The sequence below is a fragment of the Algibacter lectus genome (assembly GCF_004368925.1).
Lineage (GTDB): Bacteria > Bacteroidota > Bacteroidia > Flavobacteriales > Flavobacteriaceae > Algibacter > Algibacter lectus.
In genome coordinates this window covers 242017-262255 of the sequence record NZ_SORL01000007.1, presented here as the reverse complement: position 1 = coordinate 262255, position 20239 = coordinate 242017, and the positions used below count along the sequence as shown (strand labels likewise).

Sequence of the window (20239 nt, the reverse complement as noted above, 5' to 3'; positions counted from 1 at the left end):
CTATTAACACTGTTTTATTAGTAGTTTGATACTATAACGTTTTAGTAATAAAAAAGAAATAACATGCTATTTTAACCCCGAATTATTCGATTAAAATCAAATTGAGGTAATTTTATTGAGAATTATTGAAAAAAAATTAGTTTTTTGAAGCTGGCTTTACAGAAATATAATCAGGTAGTGCGTTTTCCGCTTCCTTTTCAGGTCGCTCTAATACATCATCTTCTTTGTCGGACTTCTTTGTAAATATTTTTCTAAGCAACTCCTTAAACGTATCGAAATCGACATTGTACGAAAGCCCTACACCTTGCGTGTACCCAATATCTTCACCAAAATTACGAATACTGTTTTCTCGGTTAAAAACTTTAGCGGTTAACGTACCATCTTCATTTAAAAGAAAAGAGACTTCCACATCGCCAGCAATAACTGTATCGGTTGCGCCACCAACAGGCACACCTACTTTACCATTGATAAGTACACGATCGCTAATTTGTGTTTGCAGTGTTAAACCAACACGATCATCGGTTTGATAATCTGGAGTATTTTGTCCCGCCTCATAATTTAGACCTAAACTTAGTTTACTATCTCCGTTAGAAAACACACTATTAATTATACCATTAAGACGCTCTGCAATGGTGCCCGAAAAATTAAGTTCATCTAAACCTCCAGAAAAAGAACCTGTTGAAACAAGATACAAGGCCTGATCCTGACGATCACTATCCGACTCTAAACGGTAATTTAACTCCGATTTTATGGTAGAATTCACATTAGGAAACTCAAAAGTAAATTCTGGAACAGGGTGCTCCAAACTTCCTGTTAAAGCAATATTTAATTCTACAGGTATACTTCTATTAATTGGTGTATCTAGTAATGGTGATGGATTTGCCTGGGTTTTATAAATAGCATTCATGTTTATCTCTGCATCTAAAGGAGAACCTTCCCAAGCTAAAGTTCCACCCGGCTGAACCGTAAATTGCTTTTGCACAAAACCGCCATAAGCAAAATTATAGAGTCCTTCGAAAACCGCGAAATCTCCCCACATATTAAACTTTCCGTTAGTATTAATTTCAACTAACAATCCGCCTCGCCCTCTACCTTTTAAGGAGTGCCCTGTGGCTTTATCAATTATAATTTCTACTTCGGCATCTTCGGTTACATCTAAATCGAAATCAAGCTCTAAACCTTTAATTTCATCAAAAATGAGTTCTTCTCCTTTGTTACGTGCCTCTTTTTCTTCCTTAGTAATAAAATGTATAAAGGTGTTATCTCCAAAAGATTCGGCATCATTCAATGGTATTTTGAACACCGTTCCTGGCTTAGTTTCTCCAATAACATTTATCCTTAGCTCCTCGGTTGGTCCCGAAATACTAGCTTCACCTCCAATAAAACCTGTACCGTAATACAGCGCATCTTCCGTTTCCTTCGTATCTAAAATTAATAAGTTTTTAGTTGTAATATCTAAGCCTAAACTCCATTTAGCAAAGTTAACATGGCTTAAATCGCCTTTTAGCAATCCTTTTGTTTTGTATTTTGTATCGGTAATATTGATGTTGTTGAATATAAAACTTTGATTTTTTAAAGTCACAGAAGCATTTTCTGCAAAATCATAATTCACGTTTAGAAACGGAATTCCTAATCCTGCTTTTTTCACTATAAGTTCACCATTAAAATTAGGTTTTCTTAAATCGCCAACAACCTGTATTTCTCCTTCGGCCTTACCTCGAATATCACTTAAAACATCTCGTAACAAAGGGTTTAATGGATATAAATCGAAACCATCAAACACCAAGCCTACGTCAATTCGAGAAGCCTTACCTGCTACATAAATATCACCTTTTGCGGTAAACGAATTAGAATCATCGTTTTTAATTGTAGCATCAACAGTGTAATTTGTTAACGACTCATTACCGCTAATATTAGCATCAAAAGAACCTAACAGAAAATCGTTAACCCTAAAGTTATTAATAATGATACTTGAATTAGGTAAATAATTCCCATTTTGCTGCACTAAATCTAGTTTACCATTAACGTTTCCAGATAAATTTAAACTATCAATATCCGGCGTTATTTTAGCTAAATCGACATTAGTAAAGTTAAGTTTTATATCCTTTTCTGTTGAATCTCTCAAGAATCCGGAGAGTTTAATTTCTTCATTTTCATGATTAATTCTAAACTTATCGATATTAAACTTCGTTAGTTTTTTATCAAATGATATTTTATGAAACTTATCTTGTAACTCATTAATATTCCATTTATTATCCTTAATTGTAACATCCGATTGTTTAAACCCAATAACCGACTCGTTGGCTTCGTTGATAGTATGATAGAAACTTAAGTTGAAATTATCTTTATTACGTTTTCCTCCATTAAATTCCGATCGCATAAATAGCGTATCATTAACCGTTACATTAATTAAATTAAAGTTAGAAACATTGTAATATTTAGTATTTAAACTATCTATTTCTACGTAAGTATTAAAAACTGGATTACTGTTATCTACTTGTAACTCGATGTTGTTAGCAAAATAATTTTGAAGCTTAATTTTAGGTGATTTAAAGGTGAGTTTAAATTGACTTTCATCACTCTCTACTTCCCCACGAATAAAGGTGTTTTTTGCCAACTGAAGCTCTGGATAAATAACTTCTACAATTTTATTATAAATGGTGAAATTAAAATCGACGCTTTGGTTCGCTTCTACCTCATTCGGTATATAATTGGTATAAATGTAACCAATAGAATTTTCGAATAATTTTTTAAGCTCCTTAAATTTAAATTTTCCTTTAAAATCACCTTCTATAATATCTGGTGAGTTAATTTCTATATAACGTAAACCTTCGCTAAAACGCGATGAAATATCGAATTCATCAAAATAATAGGTGTCATTTTCGTTTTTATAATTAGTTTTTCTAAATGAAATTTTACCGTAAGCATCATCATAATTACTGGCATTCATATTCATTTTAACTGTACTTTTAAAAATAGAAATACTATCTTTTTTTACGAAGTTTAAAGCGTTTAAATTGGCATATTCTACCTTAGCTTCAAAATCATATTTATTTACAGTTTCAGAGAAATCTACAAGGCCTGTAAAGTTTAATTTCAGGTTTCTATCATTAGCGATAAGGTTTCCGTCAAAAATATTATTTCTAACATTTCCGGCTACTTTTACACCTTGATATTTGTAGTTATTGTACTCAACTTCAAACACATCACCTTTTACTTGTGTATTAATAGTTTTAGTAACAAAACCATTACCATCTACATCAAAATTAAGAGATGCTTTACCAACGGCTGGAGAGTCTAAAAATGTTCCAAAATCGAATTCCTCAAAAATAATATTACCTTTATAAGCCGCATTATCAATATCGTTAATTTTACTTATTCTTAAGTTAGAATCGACAAAACCTAGCTCGGTATCTATTTGAATATCTGCAACCACCGTAGACGATGTAATTTGAGAATTTCCAACTACGGTAAAATACCCTAACCTATCAAAAGATGACGGAATAGCTGCGCCTAGTACGTTTGGTAACAAGGCTTTTAAATCTTTATATGTAGAAGATAAATTTCTGAATTTCCCGTTCATATAAAAATTACCTTCCTCCTTATTAAAAAGGTTTTTAAAACTAATATCTCCGTAAATTCGAGTATTTCTGTTGGTGTTTAATTTTAAATTAGAGGTTTGTAAATCATTTAAAGTTCCTGAAAGATCTGTACTAAAAGTTGCTGTTTGGTTTACACCAAATTCATTGTAAAACGTATTTAATTCGTCTAACTTAACTTTAGAATCCTTAAAACTAGCCGAAACCAAAACCTTATCGGTAAAGTATTTAAAATCTGCTCTATCATAAGAAAATTTCAAATCGCCTTTTAATTCTGAGTTTGGGGTTTTAATACTCAAATTAGCGAAAGTCATATCGGTTAAGGTATAACTAAAATCGGTCATCATATTTTTAACGGTAACACCACGACTATCAACAAAATTAAGTGTATTAATTCTGGCATTTACATCGCTTCCGTTAATTAAAAAATTGGTAGCGTTTATGTTTAAATCTTCAAAATGCAGTAACTTAGTTGTTTCTCTATTTTCATCTATAAATTTAAAAACACTGTTGTATATGGATACATCACTACTCGATAATAAAAAATTACTTTTCTCCGATCTTGGATTATCACTATCAAAACGTGCCACAAAAACATCTAAATTAGTATCCGTTTCGTCTTTATAAGTTTTAATATTAAAATTAAGATTTTCAATATCAATATCTCCAAAAACCAATTGTCCATTAATTAGGTTCCTAACACCTAGAATAGATGTATTTAATTCGGCAATACTTATTAAGGTATCCTGTCTATAATCTTCAATGTAAATTTGCTTAAGTTCAACATCTCCATTAAATTGAAGACTAACTTTATCTACATTTATATTGGTCTTAAAATCACTATTAATGCGCTTAGTGACGTAATTACCTAAACTTGTTTGTATGGCAGGAATAGAGAGAACCAACACCAAAATGATGAACAACAATAGCAATATACCTGCTATTTTCAATAATATTTTTAGAAATTTTTTGATACCCTTAACGTTATAATTTTATTTAGAATAAACTATTTTTGCAATCACAAACAAATAGAATTTCTTAATTCGGTTACTCGGATTCAAAATTAACAATTATTGTGCCTAATATTCACTAATGAAGGAACAAAATATTTATATACTCGGAATTGAGTCATCTTGCGATGATACAGCGGCTTCCGTAATACACAACGGTAAAATTTTAAGTAATGTTGTCGCTACCCAAAAAATACATGAAGAATTTGGCGGTGTAGTACCAGAATTGGCGTCTAGAGCGCATCAACAAAACATTGTACCTGTAGTTCACCAAGCGTTAAAAAAGGCAAATATTACCAAAGAACAACTTCATGCTGTTGCTTTTACACGTGGCCCAGGATTAATGGGTAGTTTATTGGTTGGTACATCGTTTGCAAAATCTTTAGCCTACGGATTAAATATTCCGTTAATTGATGTAAACCACATGCAAGCGCATATTTTGGCTCATTTTATAGATGAAAAAGGTTTTGATAAACCACCTTTTCCGTTTTTAGCCATGACGATTTCGGGCGGGCATACACAAATTGTGCGTGTAGATTCTTATTTTGATATGACGGTAATTGGCGAAACTATTGACGATGCCGTAGGTGAAGCCTTTGATAAGAGCGGAAAAATTTTAGGGCTAGGTTATCCTGCAGGTCCAGAAATTGATAAACGTGCCAAACTAGGAAATCCTAAAGCTTTTAAATTCACAAAACCGAAAGTAGATGGATTAAATTTTAGTTTTTCTGGTTTTAAAACAGCTGTTCTTTATTTTATTCAGCGTGAAGTTAAGGCCAATCCTAACTTTATTGAAGAAAACTTAAACGACATCTGTGCCTCTATTCAATATACTATTATTGGTATTCTAATTGATAAATTAAAACTTGCCACTAAAGAAACAGGTATCAGTCATATTGCTATTGGTGGCGGTGTTTCGGCTAATTCGGGAATAAGACAAGCTTTAAAAGATGGTGAACAAAAGTTTGGTTGGACAACCTACGTGCCAAAATTTGAATTCACTACAGATAATGCCGCTATGATTGCTATTGTTGGTTATTTAAAATTTTTAGAAGAAGATTTTGCCGAGCAAGATGTAGTAGCATCAGCACGATTAAAAATCTAAATTTCATTATAATATTTTTTCAAAACGAGCCGCATAATTTATGTGGCTTTTTTGTTTTTCAAAAGTTCCATATGCTTCGTTTTCTTCGGAACGGTCTATGGATTCATCCTTTTTTACAGTTCTAAATTGAATAGCTAGGCTTTTATTTATTCAGCTTAAAGCTGAAAAATAACGCACAACTTCAATAATCACCTTGTTATTCAACGTAGTCAAAGCAAAAAAAATATAAATTAACGCACTCAATTTAAAGCAATTAACAACATATTCTTAATAACTTATAGCCTCTACTTTCATATCACAAACATTAACTTTAAATTTGGCTCTGAAAATATACCCCAAATATTATGACCAAACTTTTATTTATTTCAGCCTTTATAGGCTTTTCATCTTTTTTGAACGCACAAAAATCAATCGAAAAAGAATTAGAACTTGTTGAAACTCCAGAACAAATTGAACAATTTCTAGAGTCGAAAAACTCTAAAAAAAACAAACTTATTACCTTTAACGAGGAAAAACACAAAACAAATTTAGCAAAAGAGCTTTTCGATATGCGCCTTGGAGGTACTAAGGTTAACGAAAACGAATACGAGAAAACAGTATATAAAGTTGTTAAAAAGAATAAGAAAACCTATTACAGAGTTGCGTATATTTATCTAGATGGCACGAAATACCAACTAGATGAAATTAATAACTTGCGTGATAAAATTATTGCAAAATACCATAACGGAGCACCATTTGATTTTTTATCTAAACAATACTCCATGGATGAAAACGCCAATAAAGGAGGCGACTTAGGTTGGTTTTTATCAGGAGAAGTACATCCAGATTTTGAAAGCGCAATTGTAAGTAGCGAACATCACTTAAATGATATTTTCACAGTGGATGTGACTGAAAAAAACTGGTATTATGTTGTTTTAAAAACACATGAACCAAAGGACATTGCCGAAATTGAAGTTTTAAAAATTGTTGAAGCCAAAAACTAATGCAACTATTCTATAATCCCGACATAAACGAAAACACAACACAATTTTCTTTTGAAAAAGAAGAAAGCAGGCATATTGTAAAAGTGCTTCGTAAACAAGTTGGAGATACTTTGCATATTACAAATGGAAAAGGTTGGCTCTTTTCTGCTCAAATATCGATACCTAATATCAATAAATGCACAGCAGAAATTGTATCCAAAACATTACAACCTAAAAAAAAATATAACTTACACCTAGCGGTCGCTCCTACCAAAATGAACGACCGCTATGAGTGGTTTTTAGAAAAAGCCACAGAAATAGGTATCGATAGTATTACCCCTATTATTTGCGACCATAGCGAACGTAAAATCATTAAGCCGGAACGTTTTGAGCGCATTATTCAATCGGCAGCAAAACAATCTTTAAGTTGCTATTTACCAGAATTAAAAGAGGCTGTGCCTTTTAAAACCTTTATAAAACAAGACTTTTCTGGACATTTATTTATTGCGCATTGCGAAGAAACCGATAAGAAATCGTTAAAGAACGAACTCCAGTCGAATCAAGATATCACTATTTTAATTGGTCCGGAAGGTGATTTTTCGGTTAAAGAAATAAATCAAGCACTTCAAAACAAATTTATTCCTGTAACTTTGGGAGAAACACGTTTGCGCACAGAAACTGCGGCTATTGTTGCCTGCCATTCTGTTGCATTTATTAATGAAATGTAATACCCTTAAATCATGAAATCCATTACTTCCATTTTATTTTGTCTGCTTTCGGTGGTTTGTACTGCACAAGATTTGGCGATTTTAAAATATCAAGGTGGTGGTGATTGGTATGGGAATGCCACGGCTTTACCAAACTTAATTACATTTTGTAACGAAAATATTAATACCAAAATAAACCCTAAAGTAGAAACTGTTGAAGTGAGCAGTCCTGATATTTTTCAATATCCTTTTATTCACATGACGGGACATGGTAATGTGTTTTTTAATGAAACAGATTCCGAAAATTTACGTAACTATTTAATTTCAGGTGGTTTCCTGCATATTGATGATAATTATGGCATGCAGCCTTATATTACAAAGGAACTTAAAAAAGTATTTCCGAATAAAGATTTAATCGAATTGCCAGCCACTCACCCTGTTTTTAATTCGGCTTTTAGTTTCCCTAAAGGTTTACCAAAAATACATGAGCACGATGGCAAACGCCCGCAAGCATTCGGTTTATTTGAAAAAGATAGATTGATATTGCTATTTACTTATGAAAGTGATTTAGGCGATGGTTGGGAAGACCCACAAATACATAACGATCCTGCAGATGTTAGAGAAAAGGCTCTAAAAATGGGAGCTAATATTGTAAAGTATGCTTTTGAACATTAAATTAAATTATGGAAACTATAGTTCATCTTGTTTTTCAGTTGGTTGAACCCTTTTTTAAATCCAATTCTTTAAATGAGAAACTGTCTAAAAAAATAAAACGAACACTTATTGGGTTTATATTATTCCTAATATGTATGCTAGTCCTAATTAGTTATATCGTAATTTCACATGAGAATTTCTCAATTACACGCTAACCATTCAAACAAAAAAATTGCAACTCACCCACTACACCACCAACTTCAAAAAACGTACATTTCCAATCACTTTGGTATGCGATAATGTTACCAATGCACCAAATATTGGTAGTTTATTTAGAATGGCAGATGCTTTTGGAATTGAAAAATTGGTGCTTTGTGGTGAAAACATTCAGTTGGGACGAAAAATATCAAAAACATCACGAGCAACAGAAAAAGTGGTTAATTATGATATATGTCCATCGGCTTTAGAGGTTGTAAAAGAATTAAAAGAAAACAATCATCATGTTATTTCTTTAGAAATAACGGATAAAAGTGAACCGATTCACACCGCTAAATTTTCAAATGAAAAATCTATTGTTTTAGTTATTGGTGATGAAAACTTTGGTGTATCCGAAGCTATTTTAAATCTATCAGATGCAGTATTTCATATTGATATGTTTGGCCAAAATAGCAGTATGAATGTTGTGCAAGCCACAAACATCGCCGTTTACGAAATTACAAAGCAACTTTCATAAATTACTGTTTATACCTTTTTCAAAAAAATGAATGCTCTCAAAATTTCAACGTAAATAATATTATATTTACAAGATGAATTCGAACACCATTTCAAACGGTATACTCAAAGCTATTGGCATTATTTTAGGCATAGCACTCATTTTATATTTTCTATACCAAATACAATCGGTGATTGGTTACGTGGCCATAGCAGCAGTAATTTCATTAATTGGCCGACCTATTGTTCTGTTTTTAGAACGTAGATTGAAGTTTAAAAATACCATTGCCGTTATTGTAACTATGCTTGTTTTGTTAAGCTTATTTATAGGTTTGGTTGGCTTATTTATTCCGTTGGTAGTAAAACAAGGTCAAAATTTATCGCTTTTAGATATTGACTTATTACAAGAAAATATCGAAAATTTATATATTGAAATCCTCAAGTATTTTGATTTACATAAAATTGATGTAGAACAATCTTTAAAAGACTCTAACCTACTGTCTAAAATTAATTTCGCTATGATTCCGAACTTTTTAAACTCGGTTTTAAGTGGACTTGGAAGTTTTAGTATTGGTTTATTTTCAGTATTGTTTATTTCATTTTTCTTCTTGAAAGATAGCCGTTTATTTGAAAATGGCATTCTAACATTTATTCCCGCTAACAAAGAGTCTCGCTGGAAAAACTCTTCAACTAAAATTAAAGATCTACTATCCCGATATTTTGTAGGGCTTATTTTTCAAATACTAATTCTATTTATTATTTACACCATCGGTTTACTTATTATTGGTGTAGAAAACCCTATTGTTATCGCTTTTCTATGTGCATTGTTGAACCTTATTCCTTATGTTGGTCCGTTAATTGGCGCGGCATTAATGCTTACTTTAACCATGACTAGTAACTTAGGCGAAAGCTTTAGCGACGTTATTTTACCTAAAACATTTTGGGTATTTATTGTGTTCATGATTGGGCAACTTATTGATAATTTTGGCAGCCAACCCGTAATATTTTCTAAGAGTGTCAAATCGCATCCGTTAGAAATATTTTTGGTGATTTTAATTACAGGTATTCTTTTTGGCATTATTGGTTTAATAATAGCCGTGCCTGCTTACACCGCTATTAAAGTGATTTTAAAAGAGTTTTTAGCTGAAAACAAGATTGTAAAAAAACTAACTAAAGGTTTATAAATTCATTTTGAATAATTCTATACTACATACTGAGATTCAAAATTTTATTTATGCTCATTTAAAGGCAGATATAAGCTCCGTTTTATTAAAAGGCACCAATTTTGAAGCTGTTGAAACCAACGAAATTATCGAACAAATTGAAGCAAAAAAACGAAGCGAAAAAAAGTTAGCCACTTGGTTTAATGCTGAAAACATTTATTTTCCTAATAAATTAAACATAGAGCAAACCTCTTCTGAAGTTACAGCAAAACACAAAGCTAATTTAATACAAGGCGATGCTATAATCGACTTAACCGGTGGCTTTGGAGTAGATTGTTATTATTTCTCAAAACACTTTAAAAAGGTTACTCATTGCGAAATAAACCCCAAATTATCTCAAATAGTTAGTCATAATTACAAACAATTAGGTGTTGAAAACATAGAAACACAAACTGTTGACGGTATTGAGTATTTAAAAAACCTTGATTCTCAATTCGATTGGATTTACATAGACCCTTCTAGACGACATGATAGCAAAGGAAAAGTTTTCTTTTTAAATGATTGCTTACCTAATGTACCTACACATTTAGATTTACTTTTTAAAAGAAGTAAAAATATTATGATTAAAACATCACCGCTTCTCGATTTGTCCGTTGGTATTGGCGAATTAAAGCATGTAAAAACCATACATGTTGTAGCTGTAAATAACGAAGTAAAAGAATTACTTTGGATTTTAGAAGCTGATTTCAATGGAGATATCGGTATTAAAACATGCAATATTAAAAAGGAAAAAGAAGACCTTTTTAGTTTTATTTTAGATGAAGAAAAAACGACTGATTCTAATTACAGCCTACCACTCACCTATCTTTACGAGCCGAATTCGGCTATTTTAAAATCTGGCGCTTTCAATTCTATTTCTAATCAATTACAGGTTTCTAAACTTCATAAACATTCGCATTTATACACCAATGCGACTTTAATAGATTTCCCTGGAAGGACTTTTAAGATTGAAGACATTTTACCGTATAACAAAAAAGAGATAAAAAAAAGAGGCTTAAATAAAGCGAACATCACCACGAGAAATTTCCCGGAAACGGTACAAAATATTAGAAAAAAATTCAACATTAAAGATGGTGGCGATCTCTACGTATTTTTCACTACAGACTTAGGCAATAACAAGGTGGTCCTGATTACTAAACGGGTAACTTCTTAAAAACTACTTCAAAAAAAAATCTCAGACCATAAGCCTGAGATTTTCCATATTACCAATTTATAAAATTGATGCTTAATTGATATACCCGAAATTTTGACTAATTTCAGCGGTTACATCGATAGTAGCCTGAGGAATAGCATAAACTCTTAAATACGGCTCCGTAGTTGGTTTGGCTGTATAAGGTTTATCAAAAGTTCCAAAACGTATCATTTGTTTTCTACGATACATCTCCCAATACATTTCAAAACCAATTTCGTTATAAAGTGTTGTTTCATCTAAAGAAGTAATAGCAACACCTGGCGCATTTCCGAAGAGTGCTTCACGCGTTCTACTTGTTCTTAACATATTGATATCGGCAAGTGCTAAAGCTGTTTCTCCGTTACGGAAATAAGCCTCTGCACGCATACAATACATTCCTCCTAAACGGTATAATGGCACATCTACAGCAGAGTTTCCGTTACCGTAGTTAGGGTCGAATTCCCATTTAAAGTTACGTACACCACGATTAATTTGATCTTGAGAAAACACAGCTTCTACAGGGTTACTAAAATCTAAATCTGGAGTGTAATCCATTGGTGTTGTCGTGTTTTTTTCCATGTACAATTTACTGATTTCAATACGTCCATCAACTGTCATATTAAAACCACCTTTTCCGTCTAAAGTTGGGCCATACTGCTGCCCTACTTGTAAACCACGGTTAAAATGTACAAGTAACTTTCCGGTATCTGTTCTGCTATCTTCAGCAGGTACACTCCCTGTGGTTCCATCGTTCATAAACCAAGTACCATCACTATATTGGTAGTAACGGTGAAAACGAGGATCATCATGATTTCCATCCCAAGTGTAGTAAAACTCAGGTTCTACGCAAGATCCGTTTGTACCACGATTATCTGGTGTTTGCTTTTGTGCACGCCCTGTAGACATGTATGCAAAATCGTTATCACTACTTCTAATGTTATCATTTTCTTGAACAATGGCAAAAATAATTTCAGAACCGCTGCCATTATCTATATCAAAATTCTTGAAATAGTTGCTCTCTAAACTAAAGCTACCATCAATTAATAATGATGTGTAATAAATAACTTTATCCATATCGCTACCATTATTATCTACAGCAGTTTCCGTAAAATTAAAACTAGAACTGGCATTATAACGATCTTTAAAAACAGCTCTATTTAAGTACATATCTGCCAGTAATGCATAAGCCGCCTGTTTTGTAAAACGCCCATTATAGGTTTGTTGCTCACCTAAATTAACAAGGTTTGGTATAATACTTTCTACATCGGCAATAAGGTTATCGATTTCAGTTTCTCCTTGAAGAATTTCTAAAGGCGCACCCGCTGTAAACGGATCTCTGTATGGCGCTTGGTTAAATAAATCTAACGTATTGTAAACATATAAAGCCAATAAACCTTGAGCTTCTGCTAAAAACAAATCGTAATTTGCATAATCTGGATTTTGCTCTAAAGACTCAATTGCCGTTAAGGTTTTAGTGATTCCGCTCGTTAAATTATTCCAAGTACCGGCAACTGCAGCATTGTTTGTTCCCCAAGTAAACTCGGTTAATGCACGCCATTTTCCACCATCGCCCCAGTCACTTCCGCGGGTTGGCAGCATACACTCATCGGTTGGATATTCTTGCAAACCAAATACATTACCGTGATCGGTAAAGGTTCTATTTGCTAATTGACCGTAAGCCGCAGCCATGGCGCTTTCTGGGTTAGAGCTTTCTCCACCAATAACTTCGTCTATCACTTCTTCATTCAAATCTGTACAACTAAAAACGAGTACACCAACCATGAATACGGAAGCTATTTTTGATATTTTATTTGAAATTTTCATAAATTATAATTTTAAAGTTGCACCAAGTAAAAATGATCTTGAAGAAGGATAAGTAGTATAATCTATACCAATAGATTGATTTCCTCCAGAAGCACGCGGACTATTAACCAACGGATCGAATCCTGAATAATTAGTGATTGTAAAAATATTTTGTCCGCTAACGTATAGGTTTAAACCTTGTAACCACGTAATATTAAGCGCATCGGTATCTATAGAATAACCAAGTCTTGCATTGTTTAAACGAATGAAATCTGATTTTTCTAAGTATAGTGTAGATAATTGTGGTTGGTTTGTAAAACTTGCACCATCGTTATAAAACTGAGACAATACATTTCTATCTGAAACAATATTGTTGATGTTTAATGCCAAGTTGGTATTATTAACCAATAAACCTCCTGTTTGCCCAATAAAAGCAAGACTTAAATCCCATCGTTTGTAGCTTAAGTTTGTATTTAAACCAAAGGTGAAATTTGGAAGTGCGCCTTCAAATATTTGACGATCTTCAGTATTAATAACGCTATCATCATTAAAATCTTCAAAAATATCGTTTCCATCAGCATCAAAACCTAAATGTTTCAGCATAAAGAAAGAACCAGCCTCGTATCCGCTTTTATAGATATTGGCAAAAACCCCAGATAATCCAGGACCTGCAACACTCCCTGAGTATAATTCTGATACTGGTAGATTTTGTATTTCATTATCTAAAGTTGCACCGTTGACATCTACACTCCATGAAAAATCTTCGGTATTAATAATTTTACTACCTAAAGCAAACTCAAAACCTTTGTTTACAATTTTTCCATCGATGTTTTTCCAAACCGTTGTAGTAGGACTTAATGGTTCCGAAGAAATATTTAAAATAGCATCGGTTGTCGTTTTATTGTAATAATCTAAAGATCCGTAAAGCTTGTTGTTCCATAAACTAAAATCTATACCAACGTTAAGTTGTGTTACCACTTCCCATTTCAAATCTGGATTTGCCGTACGATTTACAACAATTCCGTTTATTAAATTGTAATCGTCATACAAGTAATATCCACCTGAAGCCGATTGCGAATAACTCGCTTGAGTAATTTTATTCTGAACTTCTTGGTTACCAGTTTCTCCCCAACTCATTCTGAATTTTAATTGATCGATATCGTCTATTTCACTAATAAAGTTTTCGTTATCTAAATTCCAACCTAAAGCAAACGATGGGAAATAACCGTATTTATTATTTTCTCCAAAACGTGTAGAGCCATCGGCTCTTAAAGAAGCTGTAAGTAAATATTTATCATCAAAATTATAGTTTAATCTTCCAAAATAAGATTGCAACTCATTTCTTTGCGCATATCCACTAACTCCAGATTGCTCGCCAGAATAACCAGGATCGTATTCTGGAGCTACGCCTGTACCTTTTTCATCTATACCTATTAAAGAAAATGTAGTTCCAGAGAAATCGAATTCTTGATAAGAAAACCCTCCTAAAACTTCAAACTTACTTTTGTTTAAACCAAATCGGTAGGTTAAATAATGTTCCATTAAAACACTTTCAGACTCTAAATTATTCTGAACATAAGCACCATCTGGCGTTCTATCGGTAGCATTTGGATAAATAGTAGAATTTCTTTCGGAAACCGAACGATCTATACCATAATTAAACTTGTATTCTAAACCATCTATAATTCTGAATGTTGTTTCTAGATTTCCTAAAACACGTAGCGTTTGCGTATGGTCATCATAAATATCCAACAAATACATTGGGTTATAATTCTGGTTTAAGTTGAAATTGGTAAAATCGCCATCTTCAGTAAAAACAGGTTGTGTTGGGTTTGCCATTAATGCATGAATAATTAATTGCCCATCCGATCCAGCATCTGCTCCATTTGGAACTCCTGTTTCGTTAATTTGACTGGCCGTTAAATTCACTTTAACTTTTAAACGTTTGTTATCTAAAAATGACTCTTCAGCATTTAAACGTGCTGTTGTTCTTTTAAAACCACTCGTTTCAACAATACCTTCCTGATCCATAAAAGATAAAGAGGTATAATAGTTTCCGCTGTCCGTCTTTTTAGCAAACGAGAAGTTGTTGTTATGCGTAACAGCACTGCGCAATAACTCGTCTTGCCAATCGGTAGACCCACCATGATCGTAAGCTACATCTGTAATAGCGTTTCTGTATTCACTAGCCGATAAAACATCTGTTTTTTTAATCACAGAAGCGATACTTAAATAAGAATCTACGGTAATAGACGCTTCTCCAGTTTTTCCTTTTTTAGTAGTGATAATTACAACACCGTTAGAACCTCTAGCGCCATAAATAGCTGCTGCAGATGCATCTTTTAAAACTGTAATAGAAGCAATATCGCTAGTATTTAAAAAGTTTAACGGGTTTTTAGCGCTAGAACTACCCAAACCAACATTTGGGCTGGCAGCACTAACGTTTTCGTTACTTAGCGGTATACCATCTACCACAAATAATGGCGAACTACCACTACGGATAGACCCTACACCACGAATGGAAACATTAACACCTGCACCAGGCTCGCCACTAGATTGCACAACGCGTACACCTGCGACTTTACCTTGAATTAAATTATCGGGTGATACATTAACTCCCTTTTTAAAATCGCCAGTAGAAAGCTGAGTTACTGCACCTGTTAAATCCTTTTTTGTTTGTTGACCGTAACCTACAATTAGAACTTCATCTAACATGGCGTTTAACGGCTTTAAGTTAATTTTTAAATCTGTAGAAGTTACATCAACGTACTGAGATTCGTAACCTACAAAAGACACCTGAAGTGTTTGCCCTATTGCGGCATTAATAGAAAATACGCCATCAAAATCGGTAGAAGCACCTGTTGAAGTCCCTTTTAAAATAATGGTAGCTCCAGGTAATGGTACTCCAGATTCGTCTAAAACAATACCCTTTATAGTTGCTTGAAAGGTATCATTTTTGAAATTTAAATCTCTATTAGGCATACTATTTGCGTACCCAGTTTGGTATAAGAGAATAGATAAAACTAAAAAAGCTATGTTTTTTAGTGTAAAAAAATTATTTTTAGTGTACATTTTTAAGTGATTGGTTTTACAATGCTTAATAATTTAGCCGTAGTTGTTCCAGCAACTACGGTTTTTAATTTGTAAATTAGGGTTGCTATTTAATTATTACATAGAGTCGAATTTTTTAAGTTATAGGTTTAATGTTTTAGCATGTTGTTATGCTCTTAGAGATTGCAAAAAAAGAAAATATTAAGCTGTTCTAATTTACCTTATCGTTATCTCATTATTAAATAAACCATAACTTACAATTCCGACCTTAAATCGTTAAAAAACATAAAATCAACCAACTAAACATCTTTCAAAACATTAATATGAAAGTAAATATTCATGTTTTGTTTTCAATTTATTAACATAGCATTAAACTTAACAGTCTACTTTTGTGCCTCTAAAAAACCCAACTTATTTTATGAAACATTACAACACTTTACTCCTTCTATTTTTTAGTTTTAATTTGTTTGCGCAAAACGATGCCTTACATATTAATCAAATACAAGTTATAGGTTCTCACAACAGTTATAAAAAGGCTATTGAAGATAAATTGTATACCTTTTTAGAATCACAAAGTGATAAGATGAAATCTCTACAATACGATCATATCTCAATACCAGAACAGTTAGATTTAGGCTTACGAAATTTAGAAATAGATGTTTACCTTGATACAGAAGGCGGGAAATTTGCAAATCCTAAAGGTTTACAGTTTGTCGAGGCGCAAGAAGATTTTGACCCTAATAAAGATATGATAAAACCAGGTTTTAAAGTTTTGCACATGCCAGATATCGATTTTAGATCGCATTACAATACTTTAGAAGCGTGTTTAATGGCGATAAAATCTTGGTCTGACGCCAACCCAACGCACGAACCTGTATTTATAACTTTAGAAGCCAAAGATGGAGATACTAATAGATTTGGAACTACACCTGAAGCCTTTACGGAAGCTGGTTTTAAAAAATTGGATGATGCTTTAATAGCTGGTCTTGGAAGAGATAAACTTATAACTCCGGACGATGTTAGAGGTGAACATGCTACCTTAGAAGAAGCTGTTTTTAATAATAACTGGCCTACTCTAAAAGCTTCGCGTGGAAAGTTTCTTTTTATTTTAGATGATGCAAAAGCTAAGCGCGCTTTATATATTAAAAACCATCCGTCACTAAAAGAGCGTGTTTTGTTTGTAAATGCAGAACCAGGAACTCCAGAAGCTGCAACTTTAATCATAAATAACCCAGAGAATGAAACCATATCTGGTTTAGTATCTAAAGGGTATATTATTAGAACACGTGCCGATGCCGGAACAAAAGAAGCGAGAGCAAACGATTATAAACATTTTGAAGATGCAAAAAAATCTGGTGCACAAATTATAACAACCGATTATTATTTACCAAGTCGATTTTTTGAAAGCGATTACCACATCTCTTTTAAAGGAAAAACATATGTACGTGAAAACCCTATATCATCTAGACAATAAGATTTTATAGTATAAGAATTAGAAACGTCTGAAAATAAATTCAGGCGTTTTTTTGTTAAAAAAAGTCTGGTGATTTAAATGGAATTTCTTTCAATATAATTAAAGACATTTTTTACTTGATTTTTTTTATTATTTAAAACCAAATAAGCCGCTTGGTCACCCATAGCTTGAAAATCTGTACTAACTACGTTAATTCCTAAAAGATCTTTTAAAGGTGTATCGTTGTATGAAATAATACCGATATCTGTTCCTAGAACCAAGTTCTTTTTACGCACTTGGCGTACTAAGTTTACCAAATCGTTTTCTTCAATAATAATAAAAGCATCTTTGCTGTCAAGATCCATATGATCATAAATTTGATCTAAAACTTCAAATTCAAAATTAAACTCCGCGCAAAATTTCTGAAAGCCATGCACAATACGTTTTGGATATGGATACACCAACTTATCGGGATATATCAAAACAAGCTTGTCATAGTTTTTAAGTCTCTCTAAACCTTCTTGTAGCGCTTCATAAATATCTTCCTTAAAATCTTGATAAACGGCTGCAAAATTACCAGCGATATCAATTTTACTATTATCTAGAATAACTAATTTATCTTTAGGGACTTTATCTATAGCCAATTTAACAGGCGTAGTTGTACTAATATGCTTAGAATCTTGAGATTTAAAATGTGGCATGATTACATAATAATCAAAGGCGCCTAAATTTTTCTCTAAGGTTTTAATAAAAATAGATTCTTCGCAGTGATAAACAGATAGTGTAACAAGGGCATCGCTTCCTAAGCTTTTTACAAACGAATTATAAATCATCATTTTGTAATTACTCAGCTTGTTAATCATGAAAAACACATTAACCTTAGAAATTAAATCTGTTTTCGCTGTATAAAAACCTTTTCCTTTAACTGATACGATAGCTTTCTGTTCCTTGAGTTGTCGGTATGCTTTTTCTACGGTATCTCTAGATAAATAGCAAGATTCACTCAACTCATTTATAGATGGTATTTTTTCACCAACCAATAGTTTGCCTCTCGAAATATCGTTTACAATAGAATCTACTATTTGCTTATATTTTGGTACACGAGAGTCCTCGTTAATTTTTATTTCGAATGGTTTATCCATATAAATTGCAGTAAAAATAACTATGAAAGAAACATAATAATCTAATTTCAGGTTGTACCTATATTTTAAATGTAAATCAAAATTATTGGTATTATAAATGTTCTATTTCGAATACTTGTTATTTGTCTTATTTTGTTTAGTAAAATTACAATAATCCACCGATTACCTTAAGGTTTTAACATAAAAGTCAAACAAAGAGACTTATAAATTTGAAACTTTAGCTAAGCCTCAAATTAAAGTTTCAAAATGTGTTTAAGTAAATAAGGTTGAATTTTTAGAGCCTCGATAAAATTGTGAGCTTTCTAAAAATTCAACCTTAAAATTATAATTTAATATTTACGGTTACAACCCTAAAAGTCGTGGTAAATACATTGAAATTGCAGGGATATAAGTAATTAAAAGTAGTACAACAACCATAATTACTAAAAATGGAATTAATGGTTTTATTACTTGCGATACCGAAACATTGGCGACTCCACTACCTACGAAGAGAATGGTTCCAACGGGTGGTGTACACAAACCAATACAAAGGTTAAGTACTAAAACAATTCCGAAATGCACAGGGTCCATTCCTAGGGCAACTACTACAGGTAAAAATATTGGTGTAAAAATTAAAACCGCTGGCGTCATGTCCATAAAAGTTCCAATAATTAAAAGTACCAAGTTAATCACTAAAAATATAACTATTTTATTACTAAACTGTTCTAATAAAAAGCTACTAATAAGTTCCGGAATACCTTCAAAAGAAAATAACCAAGACATCGCCATAGACGTACAAATTAAAAACATCACTACTGCTGTAGTTTTTGCACTCGTTAATAAAATAGATGAAAAGTCTTTAGGTTTTACATCGCCATAAACTAATGCTAAAACACCAGCATAAAGCACAGCAATAGCAGAAGCTTCGGTTGCTGTAAAAATACCAGCAACAATACCACCAACTACAATTACTAATAATAATAAGCTAAAAAATGCTTTTCTAAAATACTTCCAAATTAAAGATATTGGTGCACGATCACCTTTAGAAAACTTACGTGTAATCGCTACAAAGGCAATATACCCCATGATAGCAACACCTAATAAAATACCTGGTAAATAACCTGCAATAAATAGCGCTGCTACAGATGCTGTACCACCACTTGCTAGGGCATATACAATTAAAATATTACTTGGGGGAATTAACAATCCGGTAGTTGCCGAGGTAATATTTACCGATGCACTAAATTCTCTTGGATAACCTTCTTCTTCCATTCTATCGGTCATGATACTACCAATGGCAGAAGTTGCTGCAATAGCAGATCCAGAAATAGCACCAAATAACATAGACGCTAATACATTAACATAAGCTAATCCTCCTGGTAAACTTGCTACTAAAGATTTGGCGAAATTTATTAACCTATTGGCTATACCTCCTTGCTTCATAATTTCACCTGCCAATACAAAAAACGGAATGGCCAAAAGTGCAAAACTATCAATACCGGTCGTCATTCGTTGCGCAATGGTTGTTAGACCTGGTAATTTGTCAATATTCAACAATAAACTTATAGTTGTGGAGATACCAATACTATAAGCTACTGGTACTCTTAACATCAATAATGTAAAGAAACTTACAAATAAAACGATGATACTTATTACTTCAATACTCATA

The 20239-nt window shown here is 32.6% G+C and carries 13 protein-coding genes; 8 read left to right on the top strand and 5 right to left on the bottom strand.

All coding sequences use genetic code 11. From position 1 onward, the window contains the following. Positions 1–136 precede the first annotated feature (136 nt). Positions 137–4549, bottom strand: a complete 4413-nt coding sequence (locus tag DFQ06_RS02130; protein WP_235833463.1) for a translocation/assembly module TamB domain-containing protein — start codon at positions 4547–4549, stop codon at positions 137–139. 142 nt (positions 4550–4691) lie between these two features. Between DFQ06_RS02130 and tsaD the strand changes: the two genes are divergently transcribed. From tsaD to DFQ06_RS02095, 7 genes are all read left to right on the top strand, one after another. Further along, positions 4692–5714 carry a tRNA (adenosine(37)-N6)-threonylcarbamoyltransferase complex transferase subunit TsaD gene (tsaD, locus tag DFQ06_RS02125; RefSeq protein WP_133965763.1) on the top strand — a complete coding sequence of 341 codons (1023 nt, stop codon included), beginning with the start codon at positions 4692–4694 and terminating at the stop codon, positions 5712–5714. A gap of 344 nt (positions 5715–6058) precedes the next feature. Next, the gene (locus tag DFQ06_RS02120) at positions 6059–6697 is read left to right on the top strand and encodes a peptidylprolyl isomerase (protein ID WP_074936157.1); all 639 of its coding nucleotides are present in this window, start codon (positions 6059–6061) and stop codon (positions 6695–6697) included. Next, positions 6697–7404: a 16S rRNA (uracil(1498)-N(3))-methyltransferase gene (locus DFQ06_RS02115; protein WP_042503930.1), complete on the top strand. Its 708-nt coding sequence runs from the start codon at positions 6697–6699 to the stop codon at positions 7402–7404. The genes DFQ06_RS02120 and DFQ06_RS02115 overlap by 1 nt, the downstream gene beginning before the upstream one ends. 12 nt (positions 7405–7416) lie before the next feature. Next, the gene (locus DFQ06_RS02110) at positions 7417–8058 is read left to right on the top strand and encodes a DUF4159 domain-containing protein (RefSeq protein ID WP_042494876.1); all 642 of its coding nucleotides are present in this window, start codon (positions 7417–7419) and stop codon (positions 8056–8058) included. A 211-nt stretch (positions 8059–8269) separates the two neighbouring features. After that, complete coding sequence (locus DFQ06_RS02105; protein WP_133965761.1) at positions 8270–8770, top strand: TrmH family RNA methyltransferase; 501 nt, start codon at positions 8270–8272, stop codon at positions 8768–8770. Positions 8771–8843: 73 nt separating this feature from the next. After that, positions 8844–9932, top strand: coding sequence for an AI-2E family transporter (locus tag DFQ06_RS02100; RefSeq protein WP_133965759.1), 1089 nt, complete (start codon positions 8844–8846; stop codon positions 9930–9932). 7 nt (positions 9933–9939) lie between these two features. Further along, on the top strand, positions 9940–11124 hold the full coding sequence (locus tag DFQ06_RS02095) for a class I SAM-dependent methyltransferase (RefSeq protein ID WP_133965757.1): 1185 nt from the start codon (positions 9940–9942) through the stop codon (positions 11122–11124). A 72-nt stretch (positions 11125–11196) separates the two neighbouring features. On the opposite strand, the gene DFQ06_RS02090 is transcribed toward DFQ06_RS02095, so the two are convergent. Further along, positions 11197–12966: a RagB/SusD family nutrient uptake outer membrane protein gene (locus tag DFQ06_RS02090; protein ID WP_133965755.1), complete on the bottom strand. Its 1770-nt coding sequence runs from the start codon at positions 12964–12966 to the stop codon at positions 11197–11199. A gap of 3 nt (positions 12967–12969) precedes the next feature. Next, positions 12970–16017 carry a SusC/RagA family TonB-linked outer membrane protein gene (locus DFQ06_RS02085; RefSeq protein ID WP_133965753.1) on the bottom strand — a complete coding sequence of 1016 codons (3048 nt, stop codon included), beginning with the start codon at positions 16015–16017 and terminating at the stop codon, positions 12970–12972. A gap of 397 nt (positions 16018–16414) precedes the next feature. Between DFQ06_RS02085 and DFQ06_RS02080 the strand changes: the two genes are divergently transcribed. After that, positions 16415–17470 carry a phosphatidylinositol-specific phospholipase C1-like protein gene (locus DFQ06_RS02080; protein ID WP_133965751.1) on the top strand — a complete coding sequence of 352 codons (1056 nt, stop codon included), beginning with the start codon at positions 16415–16417 and terminating at the stop codon, positions 17468–17470. 74 nt (positions 17471–17544) lie between these two features. On the opposite strand, the gene DFQ06_RS02075 is transcribed toward DFQ06_RS02080, so the two are convergent. Continuing rightward, complete coding sequence (locus DFQ06_RS02075) at positions 17545–18591, bottom strand: GntR family transcriptional regulator (RefSeq protein WP_133965749.1); 1047 nt, start codon at positions 18589–18591, stop codon at positions 17545–17547. Between the two features lie 342 nt (positions 18592–18933). Further along, positions 18934–20238 (bottom strand): TRAP transporter large permease, encoded by a 1305-nt coding sequence (locus tag DFQ06_RS02070; RefSeq protein ID WP_162857625.1) that lies wholly within the window; start codon positions 20236–20238, stop codon positions 18934–18936. Position 20239 lies beyond the last annotated feature (1 nt).